The 17,098-nt window shown below is 39.1% G+C and carries 11 protein-coding genes and 1 pseudogene; all 12 read left to right on the top strand.

Annotated elements, in window-relative coordinates; all coding sequences use genetic code 11:
- Window positions 1-52: 52 nt before the first annotated feature.
- The 12 genes and pseudogenes from AC6CHV_RS16665 to AC6CHV_RS16610 all read left to right on the top strand — a co-directional run bounded on the left by AC6CHV_RS16665 (window position 53) and on the right by AC6CHV_RS16610 (window position 16,801).
- A pseudogene (locus AC6CHV_RS16665) lies at window positions 53-1,111 on the top strand (glycoside hydrolase family 130 protein).
- 37 nt (window positions 1,112-1,148) lie between these two features.
- Entirely contained in the window at window positions 1,149-3,656 is a 2,508-nt protein-coding gene (locus AC6CHV_RS16660; protein WP_498079267.1) for a glycosyl hydrolase 2 galactose-binding domain-containing protein, read from the top strand.
- A gap of 132 nt (window positions 3,657-3,788) precedes the next feature.
- Window positions 3,789-4,661: an ROK family protein gene (locus AC6CHV_RS16655; RefSeq protein ID WP_498079266.1), complete on the top strand. Its 873-nt coding sequence runs from the start codon at window positions 3,789-3,791 to the stop codon at window positions 4,659-4,661.
- A gap of 47 nt (window positions 4,662-4,708) precedes the next feature.
- Window positions 4,709-5,221 carry an AAA family ATPase gene (locus tag AC6CHV_RS16650; RefSeq protein ID WP_498079265.1) on the top strand — a complete coding sequence of 171 codons (513 nt, stop codon included), beginning with the start codon at window positions 4,709-4,711 and terminating at the stop codon, window positions 5,219-5,221.
- A gap of 452 nt (window positions 5,222-5,673) precedes the next feature.
- Complete coding sequence (locus AC6CHV_RS16645) at window positions 5,674-6,957, top strand: extracellular solute-binding protein (RefSeq protein WP_498079264.1); 1,284 nt, start codon at window positions 5,674-5,676, stop codon at window positions 6,955-6,957.
- Window positions 6,958-7,014: 57 nt separating this feature from the next.
- The gene (locus tag AC6CHV_RS16640) at window positions 7,015-7,890 is read left to right on the top strand and encodes an ABC transporter permease subunit (RefSeq protein WP_121445562.1); all 876 of its coding nucleotides are present in this window, start codon (window positions 7,015-7,017) and stop codon (window positions 7,888-7,890) included.
- Window positions 7,891-7,902: 12 nt separating this feature from the next.
- Entirely contained in the window at window positions 7,903-8,751 is an 849-nt protein-coding gene (locus tag AC6CHV_RS16635) for an ABC transporter permease subunit (protein WP_498079263.1), read from the top strand.
- An 88-nt stretch (window positions 8,752-8,839) separates the two neighbouring features.
- On the top strand, window positions 8,840-10,561 hold the full coding sequence (locus AC6CHV_RS16630; protein ID WP_498079262.1) for a histidine kinase: 1,722 nt from the start codon (window positions 8,840-8,842) through the stop codon (window positions 10,559-10,561).
- Window positions 10,558-11,712 (top strand): response regulator, encoded by a 1,155-nt coding sequence (locus AC6CHV_RS16625; RefSeq protein ID WP_498079261.1) that lies wholly within the window; start codon window positions 10,558-10,560, stop codon window positions 11,710-11,712. The genes AC6CHV_RS16630 and AC6CHV_RS16625 overlap by 4 nt, the downstream gene beginning before the upstream one ends.
- 218 nt (window positions 11,713-11,930) lie before the next feature.
- Window positions 11,931-13,370, top strand: coding sequence for a family 1 glycosylhydrolase (locus tag AC6CHV_RS16620; protein WP_498079260.1), 1,440 nt, complete (start codon window positions 11,931-11,933; stop codon window positions 13,368-13,370).
- 79 nt (window positions 13,371-13,449) lie between these two features.
- Complete coding sequence (locus AC6CHV_RS16615) at window positions 13,450-14,340, top strand: ROK family protein (RefSeq protein WP_498079259.1); 891 nt, start codon at window positions 13,450-13,452, stop codon at window positions 14,338-14,340.
- A gap of 76 nt (window positions 14,341-14,416) precedes the next feature.
- Complete coding sequence (locus tag AC6CHV_RS16610; protein WP_498079258.1) at window positions 14,417-16,801, top strand: GH36-type glycosyl hydrolase domain-containing protein; 2,385 nt, start codon at window positions 14,417-14,419, stop codon at window positions 16,799-16,801.
- Window positions 16,802-17,098: the final 297 nt, after the last annotated feature.

Below are 17,098 nucleotides of genomic sequence, written 5' to 3'. Positions count from 1 at the left end.
CAATATGATTCGATAGGGTTTTATAAGGAGGAGTTACGAAGTGAAAACAAAAATGGACATAAAGAGAAGTATGAAGAACCCTCTCATTAGACCGCAAGATGTCATACCGTCACGTCCTGATTTTACAATTGAGTGCGTTTTCAACGCGGGTGTTGCACGATATGAAGATGAGATTATTTTACTGATGCGTGTAGCAGAGCGGCCTGTACAAACCAATCCGGATGTACTAACTGTACCTGTTTTAAAGAGTGATGGGGAAGAGTTTTATGTAGATGTGTTGGATCTTGACCGTAACAATCCAGCGTATGATTATTCCGACCCTCGAAAAGTGAAGCAAATAGATATTGATACATATGTGTATTTAACTTCGATGTCCCATTTACGTATTGCGCGAAGCAAAAATGGTGTCGACTTTATCGTAGACGAAAAGCCATTTATCTTTCCGAACAATCGTTATGAAGCATTTGGTGCTGAAGATCCTCGAATTAGCTTTATTGATGGATTTTACTATATTAACTATACAGCTGTTTCAGATAAAGGGATTACAACTGCGTTGGCGAGAACAGAGGATTTTAAATCAGTAGAACGACTTGGGATTATTTTTACAACCGAAAATCGAGATGTGACGATTTTCCCTGAAAAGATTAATGGAAATTATTTTGCGCTTCATCGTCCAGTTCCAAAGCAAATTGGACGTGGTGAAATGTGGACGGCCACTTCCCCAAACCTAACACATTGGGGAGAGCATAAATTCCTAATGGGTGTGGAAGAAGGCTGGCAATCACAAAAAATTGGTGGTGGAGCTGTTCCGTTCTAAACGGAAAAAGGCTGGATTGAAATCTATCATGGTGCAGACCGTGACAATCGTTACACATTAGGTGCTGTATTACTTGATTTAGAAGATCCAAATAAGATTTTAGCAAAAACAGAATCCCCAATTCTTGTTCCTGAAGCACCATACGAAGTAGAAGGATTCTTTGGAAATGTTGTCTTCACATGTGGTGCATTATTCGAAGATGATATCGTGAAAATCTATTATGGCGGTGCAGATCAAGTAATGGCACTAGCTGAGGTTCATATTGAGGAAATCTACCGAGCATTGAATGTTTGAAGGTATTGAATAATGGAAGCGAAAAGGATGACAACAAATGAAACTAACACATAACTGGAAAATCCAGTATTTCGAGGAAGGCCAAGAACGTGATTTAGTAATCGCTGCTCCAGACTATATTGATCATTTTTGGATGACGGCAAATGTACCTGGTGATGTTCATTCGACGTTAATTCAAAAGGGATTAATCGATAACCCATTCTATGGACATAATGATTTGAAATCTAAATGGGTTTCGGAAAAAATTTGGTGGTACCGTACGGAGTTTCACTATGATAAGAAAAATCTCCAATCCGATGAGCGCTTAGAATTAATCTTTGAAGGACTCGATACGTATGCAACGGTTTATTTAAATGGATGCGAAATTGCCTCTACTGAAAATATGTATATTCCACATGTATTCGATGTAACACGAGAGGTCCTTGATGGAAAAAACATCATTGCGGTTAAATTTGATGTGGTAGCTGATGTATTAAAGGAAAAGGAAAAGAACTATTGGGCTGGTTATGGGAAGGATCGCATTTGGGCTCGTAAAGCGCAGTCTCACTTTGGTTGGGATTGGGGTCCGCAAATCGTAACGGCAGGTATTTGGAAAGATGTTCGACTCGAAAAAAGAAAAATTGCCAAGATTGATAGTGTATTTGCAAGAACAGTAGAAATCAAGAATGATAGAGCTATCGTCGAAATTGATGTCGACACGAAGACGTTTGTTCGCAATCATCCTTTGGCAGTGAACGTGAAGTTTCATGATGGATCGAATGGGATGATCAAAACGGCTCAGGTAACGAGAAACCATGTGAATTTTACAATCGAACTTGAAAATCCAAAGCTTTGGTGGACGCATGATTTAGGTACACCACACCTGTACACGCTTGATGTTGAACTTCTGTGTGACGATGAGACGATTGATTCGGAAACAACACAGGTTGGAGTTCGTACCATTGAGGTGATGCAAAAGGATGCGGCAGGAAATAACCGTTTTACCTTTGTATTAAATGGGGTAGAAATTTTCGCGAAAGGTGCGAACTGGATTCCAATTGATAGTTTTATCGGAGCTACACCGGATTCAAGATACAGCCAGCTCTTAACGCAGGCAAAAGAGGCACATATGAACATGATTCGTGTGTGGGGCGGTGGAATCTATGAACGAGATATTTTTTATCAGGAATGTGACCGACTAGGTATGCTCGTTTGGCAGGACTTCATGTTTGCATGTGCGCTATACCCGGATTACAACTATAACTATATGCAAAATGTACGAACCGAAATAGAGGCAGTCATCAAAATGCTACGTAATCACTCATGTATTGCGTTATGGTGTGGAAACAATGAAAATGACTGGCTTTATGAAGTAGAGTATACGGCTGGAAACATCAACACCCCATTTTACGGTGAAAAAATCTATCATGAGCTGATTCCTGAATTACTAGACGAGTTAGATACGAGTCGCCTTTATTGGCCAAGCTCTCCATTTGGTGGGAATGACCATGATTCCCAAGAAGTAGGAGACCGTCACAATTGGCAGGTGTGGCATGGTAATGTGGAACCTCGTAAATTTGGAGAGAATCTAGGTCAGGATTATAGTGTCGAAGGTGTATCTTTCAAAAACTATAAAAAGGATTTTACCCGTTTTAGTAGTGAATTTGGTATGCATGCTTCCGCGAACCGTTTTACTTTAGAAGATAATCTTCCTGAAGGAACCTTCTACTGGGGTAGTGATGAAATGTCATATCGCAACAAGGATTATCATCACCAAAAAGGCATCATGTTAATGGAAGGTTACACAGGCATCCCAACGGATATTGAGGAATACATGAATTTCTCCATGCTGACCCAAGCGGAAGGATTAAAATGTGGAATTGAGCATTATCGTCGTAACAAACCGTTTACGAGCGGTGCGCTTGTATGGCAGCTAAATGACTGCTGGCCAGGTACAAGTTGGTCAATGATAGATTATTATCAACTACCTAAGGCATCATACTTCTATGCGAAGAAATTTTTCCACCCGTTATTACTAACGATTGATCATGATACAGGAAGTGACCTGAAGATTTGGGTTGTTAATGATTATGTAGAGGCATATACGGATGAACTAGAGTTAAAGATTGAAAGCTTTAGTGGGGAAGAATTGTTTAAGACAACTATCCCTGTTGAGGTTAAGGGGAATTCTTCGGTGGAAATCACAAGCTACACAGAAGCTGAGTTGCTAAAAGGTTACCCGGCCAATGAAGTGGTTGTTCGCCTTTCTTCTACAGAAGGTAAAGCACAACAAAATATGTATTATTTAAGAGACCATAAAGACTTGGCCCTTCCACAAGCTCGACTTGATATAGTTGTTGACCAAGAGAAACAAACAGTTACCGTAAAAACAGATAATCTTGCAAGGATGGTAAAACTAGAAATACCAGCAAAGAAAATTCATTTTAGTGATAATTTCTTTGATTTATTGCCAAACGAATCGAAGACTATCGAAATCGGCCATCTGGAGAATGAAAAAGTCGATCTTGGTAAGTTACGTGTATCAGCAATCAATTCGATACAGTAAGGTAGAGTGTCGAACGGGTAATCAAACCATCACTTTACAATGGATTTTGTCCAGCAGTATAAAAAAGCGGGATATGGGATGCTCACCCTGTCCCGTTAGTAGCAATCTAAACTGGAAAGAAGGTTGGATGATATGTTAATTGGCGGAATCGAAGCCGGCGGAACAAAATTTGTTTGTGGAATCGGAAATGAACACGGGGAAGTTATCGAAAGAGTGACATTCCCAACCACCACACCAGAAGAAACAATGGAAAAGGTTTTTTCATTTTTCCATGAAAAAGAGGTAGAGGCGATCGGGATTGGCTCTTTTGGTCCGATTGATGTAGATCGGGCAAGCGAAACGTATGGATATATCACAGAAACACCCAAGGTAAAATGGAGAAATTATAATATCGTCGGTGAACTTAAAAAACAGTTTGATGTCCCCATTGGTTTTCATACGGATGTAACCGCAGCAGCATTAGCTGAATCAACTTGGGGTGCTGCGAAAGGCTTTGACAGTTGCTTATATATGACAGTAGGAACGGGAATTGGTGTCGGAGCTGTCATTGATGGTAAGCCATACCAAGGATTAACTCACCCTGAAATGGGCCATATCTTGGTGAAGCGTCATCCGAATGATACGTTTGATGGTTTCTGTCCGTATCATGGGGATTGCTTAGAAGGTCTTGCAGCGGGACCAGCCCTTGAAAAAAGATGGAACAAAAAAGGCCAAGAATTAACAGACCATCCGCAAGTATGGGAAATGGAAGCTTATTATTTAGCACAAGCATTAATGAATTACATTTTGGTCTTATCTCCGAAAAAGATTGTCGTTGGCGGAGGCGTGATGAAACAAGAGCACTTACTGCCGTTAGTACGTAAACAAGTGTTGGAATTGCTCAATGGTTATGTCGCACTTCCAGAAATAACACCAGAGAATATAGACAATTACATTGTTCTACCGGGATTGGGAGACAATGCTGGATTGGCTGGGGCAATTGCACTCGGTGTAGATGGAAGATGAGGATGATTTTTGTCATACGAAATTTAGCTTAGGAAGGAATCGTACCAGTGTCAAATCAAAAAATCTTTCTCGTTTCAGGTCCAGTTGGTGTCGGGAAATCAACAACATCAAAAAGTCTAGCTCAAAAGGTTGAAAACTGTATTCTTATTGAAGGTGATACGTTCTTACACATGTTTGAATATGGAGCAGAAGCATCATGGGAGACATCCTTGAGATTAGCGTGGGAGAATATCCTCCATGTAACCAAACGTTTTATTCAAAATGGCTATAAAGTCGTCATTGACTTTGTGGTAGAAGATGAACTTGAGTGGTTTAACAAACAAATTTCTGATTTGCAAGTTACACTGAACTATATTGTATTGAGAGCAGAAAAGGAGACACTCATTGAACGGATTAACAAGCGGGGAGATATTGAATTAATTGACCGCGCCTTATTTTTATTAGAACAATTGGAATCCAGTCCTCAAAATCATCCATACTTATTAGACACGAATCTTAGAAATACGGAAGAGATAGTTGATGAAATCCTACACAATCCTCATTTTGTAGTTGACAAATAGAAACAAGGGGGACGGTTCCGCTGTCCCCTTGTTTTACCTAATGTACTAATCCAACACAATCTTATATTATAGTAGAAAAAATACGGCTCGATAGTACAAAATCTGTACTAATCGGGCTTTTCTTATGAAAGTCGATTTCAAACAAACGTTTGTTTAATGGTCTAAGCCAGTAATGTCGTGAAACTATAAATTCAATCAATCGTTTGTTTGAATTGATTTTGTGTAGAAAAGAAGTATGTAAGCGTAGCTGTTATATTGTGAAATTAGTATTCTATTATATGAAAATGTTGATTTTCAGGCGTTTAGTCCAGATATTTAACCGAAATCACCTCGCCGAGAATTTTGGATGTTTTTATAGATTTGTAGGATAGTTGAAAAAAATGAAAGCGGTATAATAATCATTGTAAGATGATGAAAACGCTTCAATGGAAGATAAAAAGGGAGGAATATATATGAAGAAATTAGGATTTATCCTAATGGCAGCTGTAATGCTGTTGGCACTAGCCGCATGTGGTGGCAAGGACGAAGAAAGTAAAGGGTCTTCAAAGGATGGCGCAATTGAGTTAAATCTTTGGACCGACTGGACAGAAGATCGTCCGGAAAATACGCTTTCCAAAGACATTATTGCGAAATTTAATGAAGAGCATGAAGATATTCAAGTGAAAATCGAAGAGATTCCTCATGATCAATATGAAACAAAACTAAGAACACAGGCTGCAGGAAATCAATTACCTGACTTAATGCGTGTATGGCCTGGTGCAAGAACAGCGCCTTTAGCTGAAGGTGGAGCAATTCTTCCACTTAACCCAATCATTGATAATTGGGAAGGGGTTATTCCAGATTCAATCCTTCAAGACTATGCGGTTGATGGAAACTATTACGCAATCCCAGGTAACGTAAGTATTACAAGCTTAATTTATTACAATAAAGAAATGCTAAAAGAGGTTGGATACGATGAGTTTCCAGCAACATATGCAGAGTTTAAAGAACTTGTAAAAGCACTTGATGAAAAAGGTATTACTCCAATTGCTTTAGGTAACAAAGCAATCTGGCCATTACAGTCTGTATACATTTCTACAATCGGAGATCGTTTTACAGGAAGTGATTTCTTAAACAAAGCATTGAACGGAGAAGCTTCTTTTGAAGATCCACAGTTTGTTAGTGCATTATCAGTAATTGATGAATTAACAAAAATGAATGCATTTAATGAAGATATGAATACTCTTGATGAAGCTCAATCAAGAAATGAATTTATTAAAGGTACTTCTGCAATGCACTTTGCAGGTTCATGGGCAATTGGTCCAATTTTAGACAGTGTTGAAAATGCTGATAACATCGGTGTAGCACCATTCCCAAGCTTTGAAGGTGGAAATGGAGATCAAGCAAAAATCGCGGGTGTTGCTGGTGGCGGTATCGCAGTTAGCAGCCAGTTAAGTGAAGAAGAACAAGAAGCAGCATTCACATTCCTAAAATACTACTATGATGAAGAATTATACCAAGGCTTAATTAAAGCAAATATTATTGTACCTGCAGATGTTGAGATGGATGATAGCATTCCACAAATCTTCCAGGATGCAAATAGTTATGTAAAAGGTGGATTAGCACCAGTATACGATGCGACATTAACACCTGAATTAACTGATATTATCAACAATGGTCTTCAATCCATTACATTAGGTGACAAAACACCTGAACAACTTGCAAAAGAAATGCAAAAAGAAGCAGAAAGCAAATAATGTCCATCACAGGTTACTTGATTTCTAAGTAACCTGTGAGCATTTAGGGGGGAGAACATGAAATTAACAAAGACTAGCAAGGTCGCAATCGTATTAGGAATTTTACCGGCCTTCATCCTCTACGTTGTGTTTGCCATCTATCCAATTCTCCAGTCCTTTTATTATTCAGTAATGGAATGGAACGGATTCAATGAAATGACTTTTATTGGATTAGACAATTTTAAAAAGTTATTCTCGGATCCTCTTTTTTGGAATTCAGTAAAAAATAATATTTATGTCGTATTAGCTTCTGTATTGGGGCAGGTCCCGATCGCATTATTCATTGCGCTCTTACTTAACCGTAAAATAAGAGGTGCAAAGCTATTTAGAACGATTGGCTTTTTACCTGTTGTTTTATCAACAGTTGTCATTTCATTAACATGGAGCTTAATTTATAATTCCCGAAACGGGTTAATCAATGAAGTGTTACGAACAGTTGGACTTGATTCACTAGCGCAAAACTGGTTAGGGGATACGAAATGGACCATGATCGCTGTCTTAGTTGTTGTCATATGGCAGTTCGTTGGTCTATACATGATCATCTTCTTAGCAGCCTTGCAAAATGTACCTGGTGAAGTATTAGAAGCAGCCAAGATGGATGGAGCATCTGAATGGGCCACCACTTGGAAAATCACGGTTCCGATGATTTGGGATACCATATTAGTTGCGGTTATCCTATGTATCTCAGGTAGCTTGAAGACATTTGACTTAATCTATGTCATGACAAATGGTGGACCAGCCCACTCAACTGATGTTATGGCACTCTATATGTTTAATGAAACATTCTCGAAATTACAATATGGATATGGTAGTGCTGTGTCTGTATTCATTTTCTTCTTTAGTCTTATCTTAATTGCTGTCGTCAACAAAGTATTAGGAAAGAAAATGATATAGGAGGTGGACATAGTGGAGAAAACGAATAAAATATCGAAGCAAAAAAGTAGTAAGAAACCACTTATTTATCTTGCGTTAATCTTTTTCGCTATAATAAATGCATATCCAATTCTATGGATGGCAATTAACGCCTTTAAATCGGATAAGGAGTTTGCGGTTAACCAGCTAGGATTCCCTAAGGAATTTGTATTCGATAACTTTGCGAATGCTTGGGAAATTGCGAACCTGGGAGTGCTGTTTAAAAATAGTATTTTTGTTACGGTAACAGCAACAGCTTTAACTGTTTTTATCGGGGCATTAGCTTCCTATTTCTTATCTCGATTTGACTTCAAGTTGAGTAAATGGTTATATGGATTTTTCGTGTTTGGATTATTGATTCCAATTCATGCAACATTAGTACCTATGTTTATTTTAATGAAAAATTTAGGTCTGTTAAATACACCAATTACACTACTGTTCCCTTATATCGCCTTCCATTTGCCAATTACGATTTTTATTTTAACAAGTTTCATGAAGGCATTTCCTAAGGATATTGAGGAATCAGCGGTTATGGATGGTTGTGGGATTTTCCGTATTTTCTGGTCGATTATCTTGCCGATGTCACGTCCGGCATTAGCGACGGTTATGATTTTGAACTTTATCTACAATTGGAACGAATTTTCGTTCGCGTTAGTGTTAATTAATGATCCAGAACTACAAACACTGCCATTAGGACTTGCGAAATTTGCTGGTCAGTTTACAACAGATTATGGCGCACAAATGGCTGGATTAACGATGTCATTAATTCCAATTGTAATTTTCTATATCATTTTTGAAAAGAATATTGTAAAAGGTATGACGGCTGGTGCGGTAAAAGGATAAGGCTGGGTTTTGAAATCCAGCTTATGGGTTACCGTTCCTGTCTTCATCCCCCCACAACTTGGGGTATAACATAAAGGTTGAATGCAAAATGATCCAAAACTGGGGCTTAAGACGAAAGTTCTTACTCATTTTCCTTGTTTTTATCACTATTCCAACAGCATTATTTGGAATACTTATCTACAACCAAACAACGGAAGTGCTAAAAAAACAAGTCGAGGAAGACATCTTAGACCGACTTAGTAAGGATGAACAAAAACTTATGTCCATCATCCGCGATGTCGAGAGTATGTCCGCTTACATGATTTACAATAAGGACTTCCGTACATTTTTTAATTCATCAGTAGAAACGTCCACCTCCTTTAATCAAAATGTGGAAGGAATGAAAGGCTATTTTACCTTTCAGCTCATGTCAAATGAGTATATTTCATCCATTCTTTTAAAAGGGGTTAGTGGTGAATTAACATTTGGTGAACCGGTTTCTGCAGACGAAAATGGCTTAGACCTGGCTGCAGAGGAAGGCAAGGGATTACCCATATGGAGTGATTCTTACAGGGTTGAGAGCGGTTGGGGTGGAGAGAAATATGTCATAAGCCTATCTCGGGTGATTAACGATATAAACGATATCGATCGACCGATTGGGATGGTACGAATACGTCTTGACCAAGAAAAGATTCTCAAAGCCTTTGATGTGAAACAAGGAAATTATCTGTTGATGTCAAGTAAGGGTGAAGTCATTCTCCATTCTAATCCATCTCTTATCGGACAAACATTTCCGGATCGGGAGTTTATTGACTGGCTAAGTCAAGGGGAACAGCCTACGTATGACATTACGTTAGAGGATGAGGAGTACAAAGTCGTTAAGAAAAAGCTCAGTGGGACAAATTGGACTTCGGTTGTGATGGTCAAGGAAAAGGATCTGGTTAAAGGGCTTTATAAGGTTCGGAGCTCAGTAGGGTATATGATTTTCCTTCTTCTGATCTTTGGCGCTATTGCATTAGTTGGTTTTTATCGCACCCATATCAAACGTATCATCGACTTAACTTACCAAACACGACAGGTTGAAAAAGGAGATTTTACTGCAAGTGTAGAGGTAACGTCAAATGATGAAATTGGGAGCTTGGGGATGCGCTTTAACAAAATGGTGAAGACCATCCAAAGGCTCATTGATACAGAATACAAGCTGAAGATTAAGCAAAAAGAATCAGAGTTAAAGGCCCTACAAAACCAAATTGATCCACATTTTCTTTACAATACGTTAGACATGATTCGGTGGACAGCACGACTTGAAAACGCAATGGAAACAGGGCAACAAATCGAGCAATTATCGAAAGTGTTCCGGATGAATCTTAATCAGGGAAAAACATGGGTAACGCTCGAAGAAGAGATGAATTATATTAAGTCTTATTTAGAACTACAAAAAAGCCGCCTTGGAGAACGCCTTGCATTCTATGTGGATATGGATGATGACATCAAGCGGACTTTTATCATGAAACAATTGATTCAGCCCCTCGTTGAAAATAGCATTCAGCACGGGTTTCACGAACTGCCTAATCAAGGAGTCATCACGATTCGTTGCTACAAAGTGGATGATCAGATTTGGATTGACGTGATTGATAACGGATGGGGTTTCAAGAGTGAACGAACGGATACAGGCTACGCACTTCGTAATATAAATGAGCGACTATCCATTGTGTTTGGAGAACCTTACGGATTACGTATCGAAAAACCTGAAGAAGGCGCATTGGTTAGGCTTGTACTTCCCCTTTTATGGGACACAAAACAGGTAGAGAATGCAGGTGATGAGTCATGACATGTAAGATGTTAATAGTGGATGATGAGCCTATTATTTCTCGCGGGTTGCAGCAAACGATTCCTTGGGAAACCATCCGTGTGGAAGTGGTTGATACAGCACACGATGGTGAAGATGCCATTCAGAAAGTAATCCAACATGGAAACATTGATATTGTGATTACCGATGTTAGGATGCCGAGGATGGACGGCTTGCAACTTGCAACCTATCTACATGAACATTTCCCGCATATTCGCACCATTATCATTAGCGGATACGATGAGTTTGCGTATGCACAAAAAGCAATTCAGGTCGGTGTGAAAGATTATTTGTTAAAACCGGTTGATATTGATGAGCTTGTCGAAGTGGTAAACCAAATCAAAAATAAAATCAAATTAGAACAACAGAGGCAAAAGGAACAATACGAAGCTGAATTGCAGAATGCTATGATTCAGCAGCTATCTGATCTGCAAGGGGACAATCCTACTCAACTAGAAAGGTATGTGCACATACCTATTTTTCCATTTGTCAGTATGCAACGGCAATATACGGAAAAAGTAGCAAACCTCTCTTCTGAAGAGATTCGGTCTTTTAAAAATGAGTGGAAGAAAACAATAGAGCATGGGTTACAAGAGTATGGACTCAACTCTATCTCATTTTTTACAGAGGAGAATATCTTACTAACCTGCATTCTTGGAGAGGAACCCTTTTCAAAAGAAATTCACAGCGAATCTTTTGAGCTATTGTTTGTTTGGAGTGATCGATCCATTTCCATTGGGGAATTGAAGGGAACTTATGCAAGACTTGTAGAACAGACAAAGAATTTACTTCTAAAAGGTTTGGACAAGCAAGATATGCTAATCGATCAGGCGAAGAACTATATTAGGGATTACTACCGGACGAATATTAAGGTTCACGAAGTAGCGGATGTCATTAATATTACTCCGAATTACTTTAGCTCCTTATTTAAGCAAAAAACGGGCGTTAACTTTAATGAATATGTGAACCAGTTACGGGTAGAAGAAGCGAAGGTGTTACTTGCGGAAACACCGTTTAAAGTGAATGAGATATCGGAACAAGTAGGATTTCACGAATATAAGTATTTTGTTGCCGTGTTCAAAAAGGTGACAGGAATGACTCCGACAGATTACCGGAAATTTGTGAAATTATAACTTTATTCAGTCGGGGATCAAACTCCGACTGAATAAAGTTAAAGCCTCCGGCGGATGCCACGATTTTTCAAAGGAACTTTTCGAGCAGTAAGTTCAAAGACTAAAAACGCCACATCCTGTGGCAACGTCTTTATGACCCACTTCCTGTGGGCCTAAAATCGTGCGCAAATACGCCAAGGCGCATTTGATAAATAACATAACATGGGGAGAGATGAGAAATGGAAAAACAAACAATGAGGCTACCGGAGGATTTTATCATTGGAGCTGCAGCTTCAGCTTGGCAAACAGAAGGCTGGACGGGGAAAAAGGATTTCCAAGATTCTTACCTAGACCTATGGTATAAAAACAATAAAAATGTATGGCATAACGGCTATGGCCCAGCGGTTGCAACTGATTTTTACAATCGATATAAAGAAGATGTTGGCTTTATGAAGGAGATCGGACTTACTCATTACCGTACCTCCATCAACTGGTCACGCTTCTTAACTGATTATGAGAATGCGATCGTTGATGAGGAATATGCAAGCTATATTGGAAATGTAATAGATGAACTGATTGCGAATGGTGTTGAACCGATGATTTGTCTTGAACACTATGAGCAACCAGCATACTTATTTGAAAAATACGGCGGTTGGGGCTCCAAGCATGTTGTAGAATTATTTGTTAAATATGCGGAAAAAGTGTTTGAACGCTATGGCGACCGTGTGAAGCATTGGTTTGTTTTCAATGAGCCAGTTGTTGTTCAAACGCGTGTCTATTTAGATTCTATTCGTTGGCCATTTGAACAAAATACAAAAAAATGGATGCAATGGAACTATAACAAAGGTCTTGCTACTGCGAAGGTTGTTAAGTTGTTCAAAGAAATGGGCTTAAAAGAAAAAACAGGTGCCAAAATTGGATCCATCCTAAATCCAGAGGTTACCTATGCTCGTTCATCCTCAGAACATGACAAAAAAGCGGAAAGAATTTATGATTTATTTTTCAATCGCGTCTTCTTAGATCCTGCGATTAAAGGGGAATACCCTCAAGAATTATTCGAATTAATGGAAAAACACGATATTACGTTCGAACATACAGCAGAAGAGCTTCAGTTGATCAAGGAAAATACGGTTGATTATGTGGGTATTAACTTATATTTCCCACACCGTGTAAAAGCTCGTACATCTGCGTGGAATGAAGACACACCATTCCATCCGGAATATTACTACGAAAAACATGAGCTTGCTGGTAAGAAAATGAATCCTTACCGCGGCTGGGAAATCTACCCGCATATCATGTTTGACATGGCCATGAGAATGAAAGAAGAGTACGGAAATATCGAATGGTTCATTGCTGAAAATGGTATGGGTGTTGAAAACGAAGGAAGATTCAAGAATGAAGAGAACATCATTCAAGACGATTACCGAATTGAGTTCATTAGCGAGCACTTGAAATGGCTATTAAAAGCTGTTGAACAAGGCTCAAATTGTAAAGGATACATGCTTTGGGCATTCACTGACAATGTATCACCAATGAACGCATTCAAGAATCGCTATGGACTTGTGTCCATTGATCTAGAAAATAACCGAAATCGTTCACTTAAGAAGTCTGCGTACTGGTACAAGCAACTCATCGAAACCAAAGAGTTCGAAGTGGAGAATGACGAACTCTATAAATAAGCTAAAAAGCACTGTCAGACCCTTGAAATCGATGAGATTCCAAGGGTCTAGTCCTATCCTAACAAACGAGGGAAACAACATGAGAAAATACATTGCCTTTGATATTGGTGGAACCTATGTGAAATGCGGAATTGTCGATGAGGATGCGCAAATCCTTCACTCATCGAAGGAGAGAACACCTAAAACTCTCGATGGCTTACTGGATTTACTCGAAACCTATAGCAAAACATGTTCAGATGCAGAAGGAATTGCGATAAGCAGCTGTGGTGCGGTTTCGTATGAAGGGGTGGTATATGGCTCGAGCGCGCTCCCTTATATCCATGGTCCCAATATCAAGAAACTCGTATCAGAACGTACAAACCTTCCTGTATTTCACGAAAATGATGCCAACTGTGCCGGTTATGCAGAGGTCTGGAAGGGTGGAGCGAAGGGAAAAAAAGACGTGATGGTCATGGTTATCGGAACTGGAATTGGCGGATCTATTTTTAAAGATGGTCACCTCCATAAAGGCGCAAACCTTCATGGTGGCGAGTTTGGATACATGTTACTTAACACCAATTTTTCCGATAGTAATGATGTATGGGCTCGAACCGCATCGACTAAAGCACTGGTGCGGAAGGTGGCAAAAGCCAAACAATTAGACCCTGAAGAATTATCAGGCGAAGAGATTTTTGCGATGGCCGATGCTGGAGACAAAGATTGTATGAAAGCCATTGATGAATTTTATCACTTGCTTGCTGTTGGTATCTATAATCTCCACTATATCTATGACCCTGAAATCATCTTAATTGGTGGCGGCATTAGTGCTAGAGAAGACTTGATCACAAATGTCAATAAAAAACTAGATGCTATTATTTCAGCCATTGACCTTGCAAAGATTAAACCTACAATTGCGACCTGTGAACTTCGTCAACATGCCAATTTATTAGGGGCAGTCTATGGATTATTGAAGCAACAAAATCACATATAAATACCAATTACAAACCATTAGCTTAAAAGTAATAGATAAATATCAGTTACCAAGGCAACAGAAGAGAGGGAATAACATGATTAGAGCAACAGATAACAATGAATCGTATGAATTAACGAGTCCAACAAGTATGCCAAAGGCTTCAGGCTTTTTATGGAACAATAAGATGATGATTCATGTCAATTGTCGAGGCTATGCCGTTTCGCAATTTATGCAACCAGAACCTGCTAAATACTCTCATGCACCCAATTTGGAAGCAAAGACATTTATGCAGCCAGAACAACCTTATTATGCTCATCATCCTGGTCGTTTTGTTTTTATAAAGGATGAAGAAAATGGCGATACGTTTTCTGCCCCTTATGAACCTATGCGTATCCTTCCTGATCAGTATTCATTTAAGGTAGGAAAGAAGAATATTGTTTGGAAGGTTCAACGAAATGATATTTTGATTGAAATGACCTTGAGTTTACCAAAAGATGAAGCGATGGAGCTTTGGCGTGTGAAAGTGACAAATCTTTCATCCGAGAAACGAAAACTAAGCATCTATCCTTATTTCTCCGTTGGGTATATGTCATGGATGAACCAGTCTGGCGAATATAACGAAGCATTACAAGGGATTATTTGTTCCTCCATTACGCCTTATCAGAAATACCAAGATTATGATAAGATTAAATATTTGAAGGATAAAACGTTTTTAGTAGCCGACCAAAAGCCTTTCTCTTGGGAAGTCAATCAGGAGGCATTTGAAGGTGAAGGTGGTATCACATCTCCAACAGCCATCCAACAAGACGAACTCTCAAAAGGAGATGCACGTTATGAAATGCCAACTGCAGTGCTTCAGTACAAGCAGGAACTAGATCCTGGAGAGGAAAGAGAATATCGTTTCCTATTTGGAGCAGCCAGAACAGATGAGGACATATTAACAATCCGTCAAAAATATTTTGAAACAAAATCGGAAAACGGTTTAGATGGATTTACAATGGCTGAGGAAGAATATGCAGAGTATATTGCGGACGGTAAAGGCATTCTTCAAATCAAGACACCGGATGCACACTTAGATAATTTCGTAAATCACTGGCTTCCACGTCAAATGTACTACCATGGTATAACAAATCGCCTTTCGACAGATCCTCAAACACGTAATTATCTTCAGGATAATATGGGGATGAGTTATATTAAGCCACAGATGACAAGAAATGCGTTTCTAGTAGCATTAAGTCAGCAAAAGGAAACTGGTGCAATGCCTGATGGAATTATTTTGCATCCCGACGCCGAATTAAAATATATCAACCAAGTACCACATACAGACCATTGTGTTTGGTTACCAATTTGCTTGAGTGCCTATTTAGATGAAACAAATGATTATAGCATTTTAGAAGAAGTTGTTCCTTTTGAAGGCGGAAACAAAACGGCAACTGTCTTTGAACATATTCATCTAGCTATGCAATGGCTGATCCGTGATCGTGATGAGCGGGGGCTTAACTATATTAATCAAGGCGACTGGTGTGACCCTATGAATATGGTGGGGTATAAAGGGAAAGGTGTTTCTGGTTGGCTAACAACAGCTTCTGCATACGCATTTGCCATTTGGGCTGAAATTTGTGAAACTGCAGGGCAAAGTGAGCTAAGCAAGGAATATCGCCTGGAAGCAGAAAACACAAACGAAGTGATTAATAAGTATCTCTGGGATGGAGAATGGTACGCACGCGGTATCACTGATGATAACGTGATCTTTGGGATTAGCAAAGATAAGGAAGGTAGGATCTTTTTAAATTCACAAGGTTGGGCACTATTAAGTGGAGCAGCTGATGAAGCAAAAAAACAGAAACTACTACAAGCTGTCATTGACCAGTTGGAGTCTCCATATGGAGTTGAAATGCTCGGTCCAGCTTACACTGCGATGCGTGAGGATGTAGGTCGTGTAACTCAAAAACATCCAGGTTCAGCAGAAAATGGATCTGTCTATAATCATGCGGCAATTTTCTATATCTATGCACTATACCACGCTGGGGAGTCAGAGAATGCATTCCGTTTACTTCGAAAAATGATTCCTGGCCCTGACATGAATGACGTGATTCAACGTGGACAATTACCTGTGTTCATTCCGAACTATTATCGTGGTGCTTATAGACAATTCCCACGTACGGCAGGACGCTCTAGCCATTTATTTAATACGGGAACAGTATCTTGGGTATATCGTTCTATCATTGATGGATTGTTTGGAATAAAAGGAACAAAAGAAGGACTTCGTATCAATCCTCAGCTCCCTTCAAGCTGGAATGAAGCTTCTGTTACACGTACTTTTAGAGGGGCAGAACTCCATATTGAAATGAAGCGAGACGAAAATGTAAGAATGGTAGAAGTATATGTAAATGGTCAGCATATTGAAGACAGTATCCTAAAAGACATCAAGCCTGGTGAACAATTGAATGTACTTGTTAAACTACCAGTGTTGGATTAAAATTGGAATTAAGTTTAGCTTTTAGTAGTAAATAAAAAAAAGAATAGTGTATCATAAAATAGAAGTGCAGAGTGATGAAACGTAACAGTACATGACTCTGCACTTTATTTTTTGGGCCAGCCAATCAACAATGCATGATGAAAGAGGGGCTGACCGAGGCAGTCCATAGTGGGTAAACTCGCTATTTCTCAGTCACACCTTATGATTAAGACATATAAGATCTGGTTTTCATTTTTAAATAAGCCAACATTATAGGTTTAGATTTATCGTGCTGGCTATTTAAGCTATTCCTAGCAT

The organism is Ferdinandcohnia sp. GQ5 (assembly GCF_059759275.1).
Note: the sequence above shows the minus strand (reverse complement) of the source record. Positions and strands in the feature narration are given on the sequence as shown.

Coding starts and splice junctions, on each gene's coding strand:
- AC6CHV_RS16655 (WP_498079266.1), top strand. CDS start 3,789: ATGTTAATTGGCGGAATCGAAGCCGGCGGAACAAAATTTGTTTGTGGA.
- AC6CHV_RS16630 (WP_498079262.1), top strand. CDS start 8,840: ATGATCCAAAACTGGGGCTTAAGACGAAAGTTCTTACTCATTTTCCTT.
- AC6CHV_RS16615 (WP_498079259.1), top strand. CDS start 13,450: ATGAGAAAATACATTGCCTTTGATATTGGTGGAACCTATGTGAAATGC.
- AC6CHV_RS16640 (WP_121445562.1), top strand. CDS start 7,015: ATGAAATTAACAAAGACTAGCAAGGTCGCAATCGTATTAGGAATTTTA.
- AC6CHV_RS16660 (WP_498079267.1), top strand. CDS start 1,149: ATGAAACTAACACATAACTGGAAAATCCAGTATTTCGAGGAAGGCCAA.
- AC6CHV_RS16620 (WP_498079260.1), top strand. CDS start 11,931: ATGGAAAAACAAACAATGAGGCTACCGGAGGATTTTATCATTGGAGCT.
- AC6CHV_RS16645 (WP_498079264.1), top strand. CDS start 5,674: ATGAAGAAATTAGGATTTATCCTAATGGCAGCTGTAATGCTGTTGGCA.
- AC6CHV_RS16610 (WP_498079258.1), top strand. CDS start 14,417: ATGATTAGAGCAACAGATAACAATGAATCGTATGAATTAACGAGTCCA.
- AC6CHV_RS16625 (WP_498079261.1), top strand. CDS start 10,558: ATGACATGTAAGATGTTAATAGTGGATGATGAGCCTATTATTTCTCGC.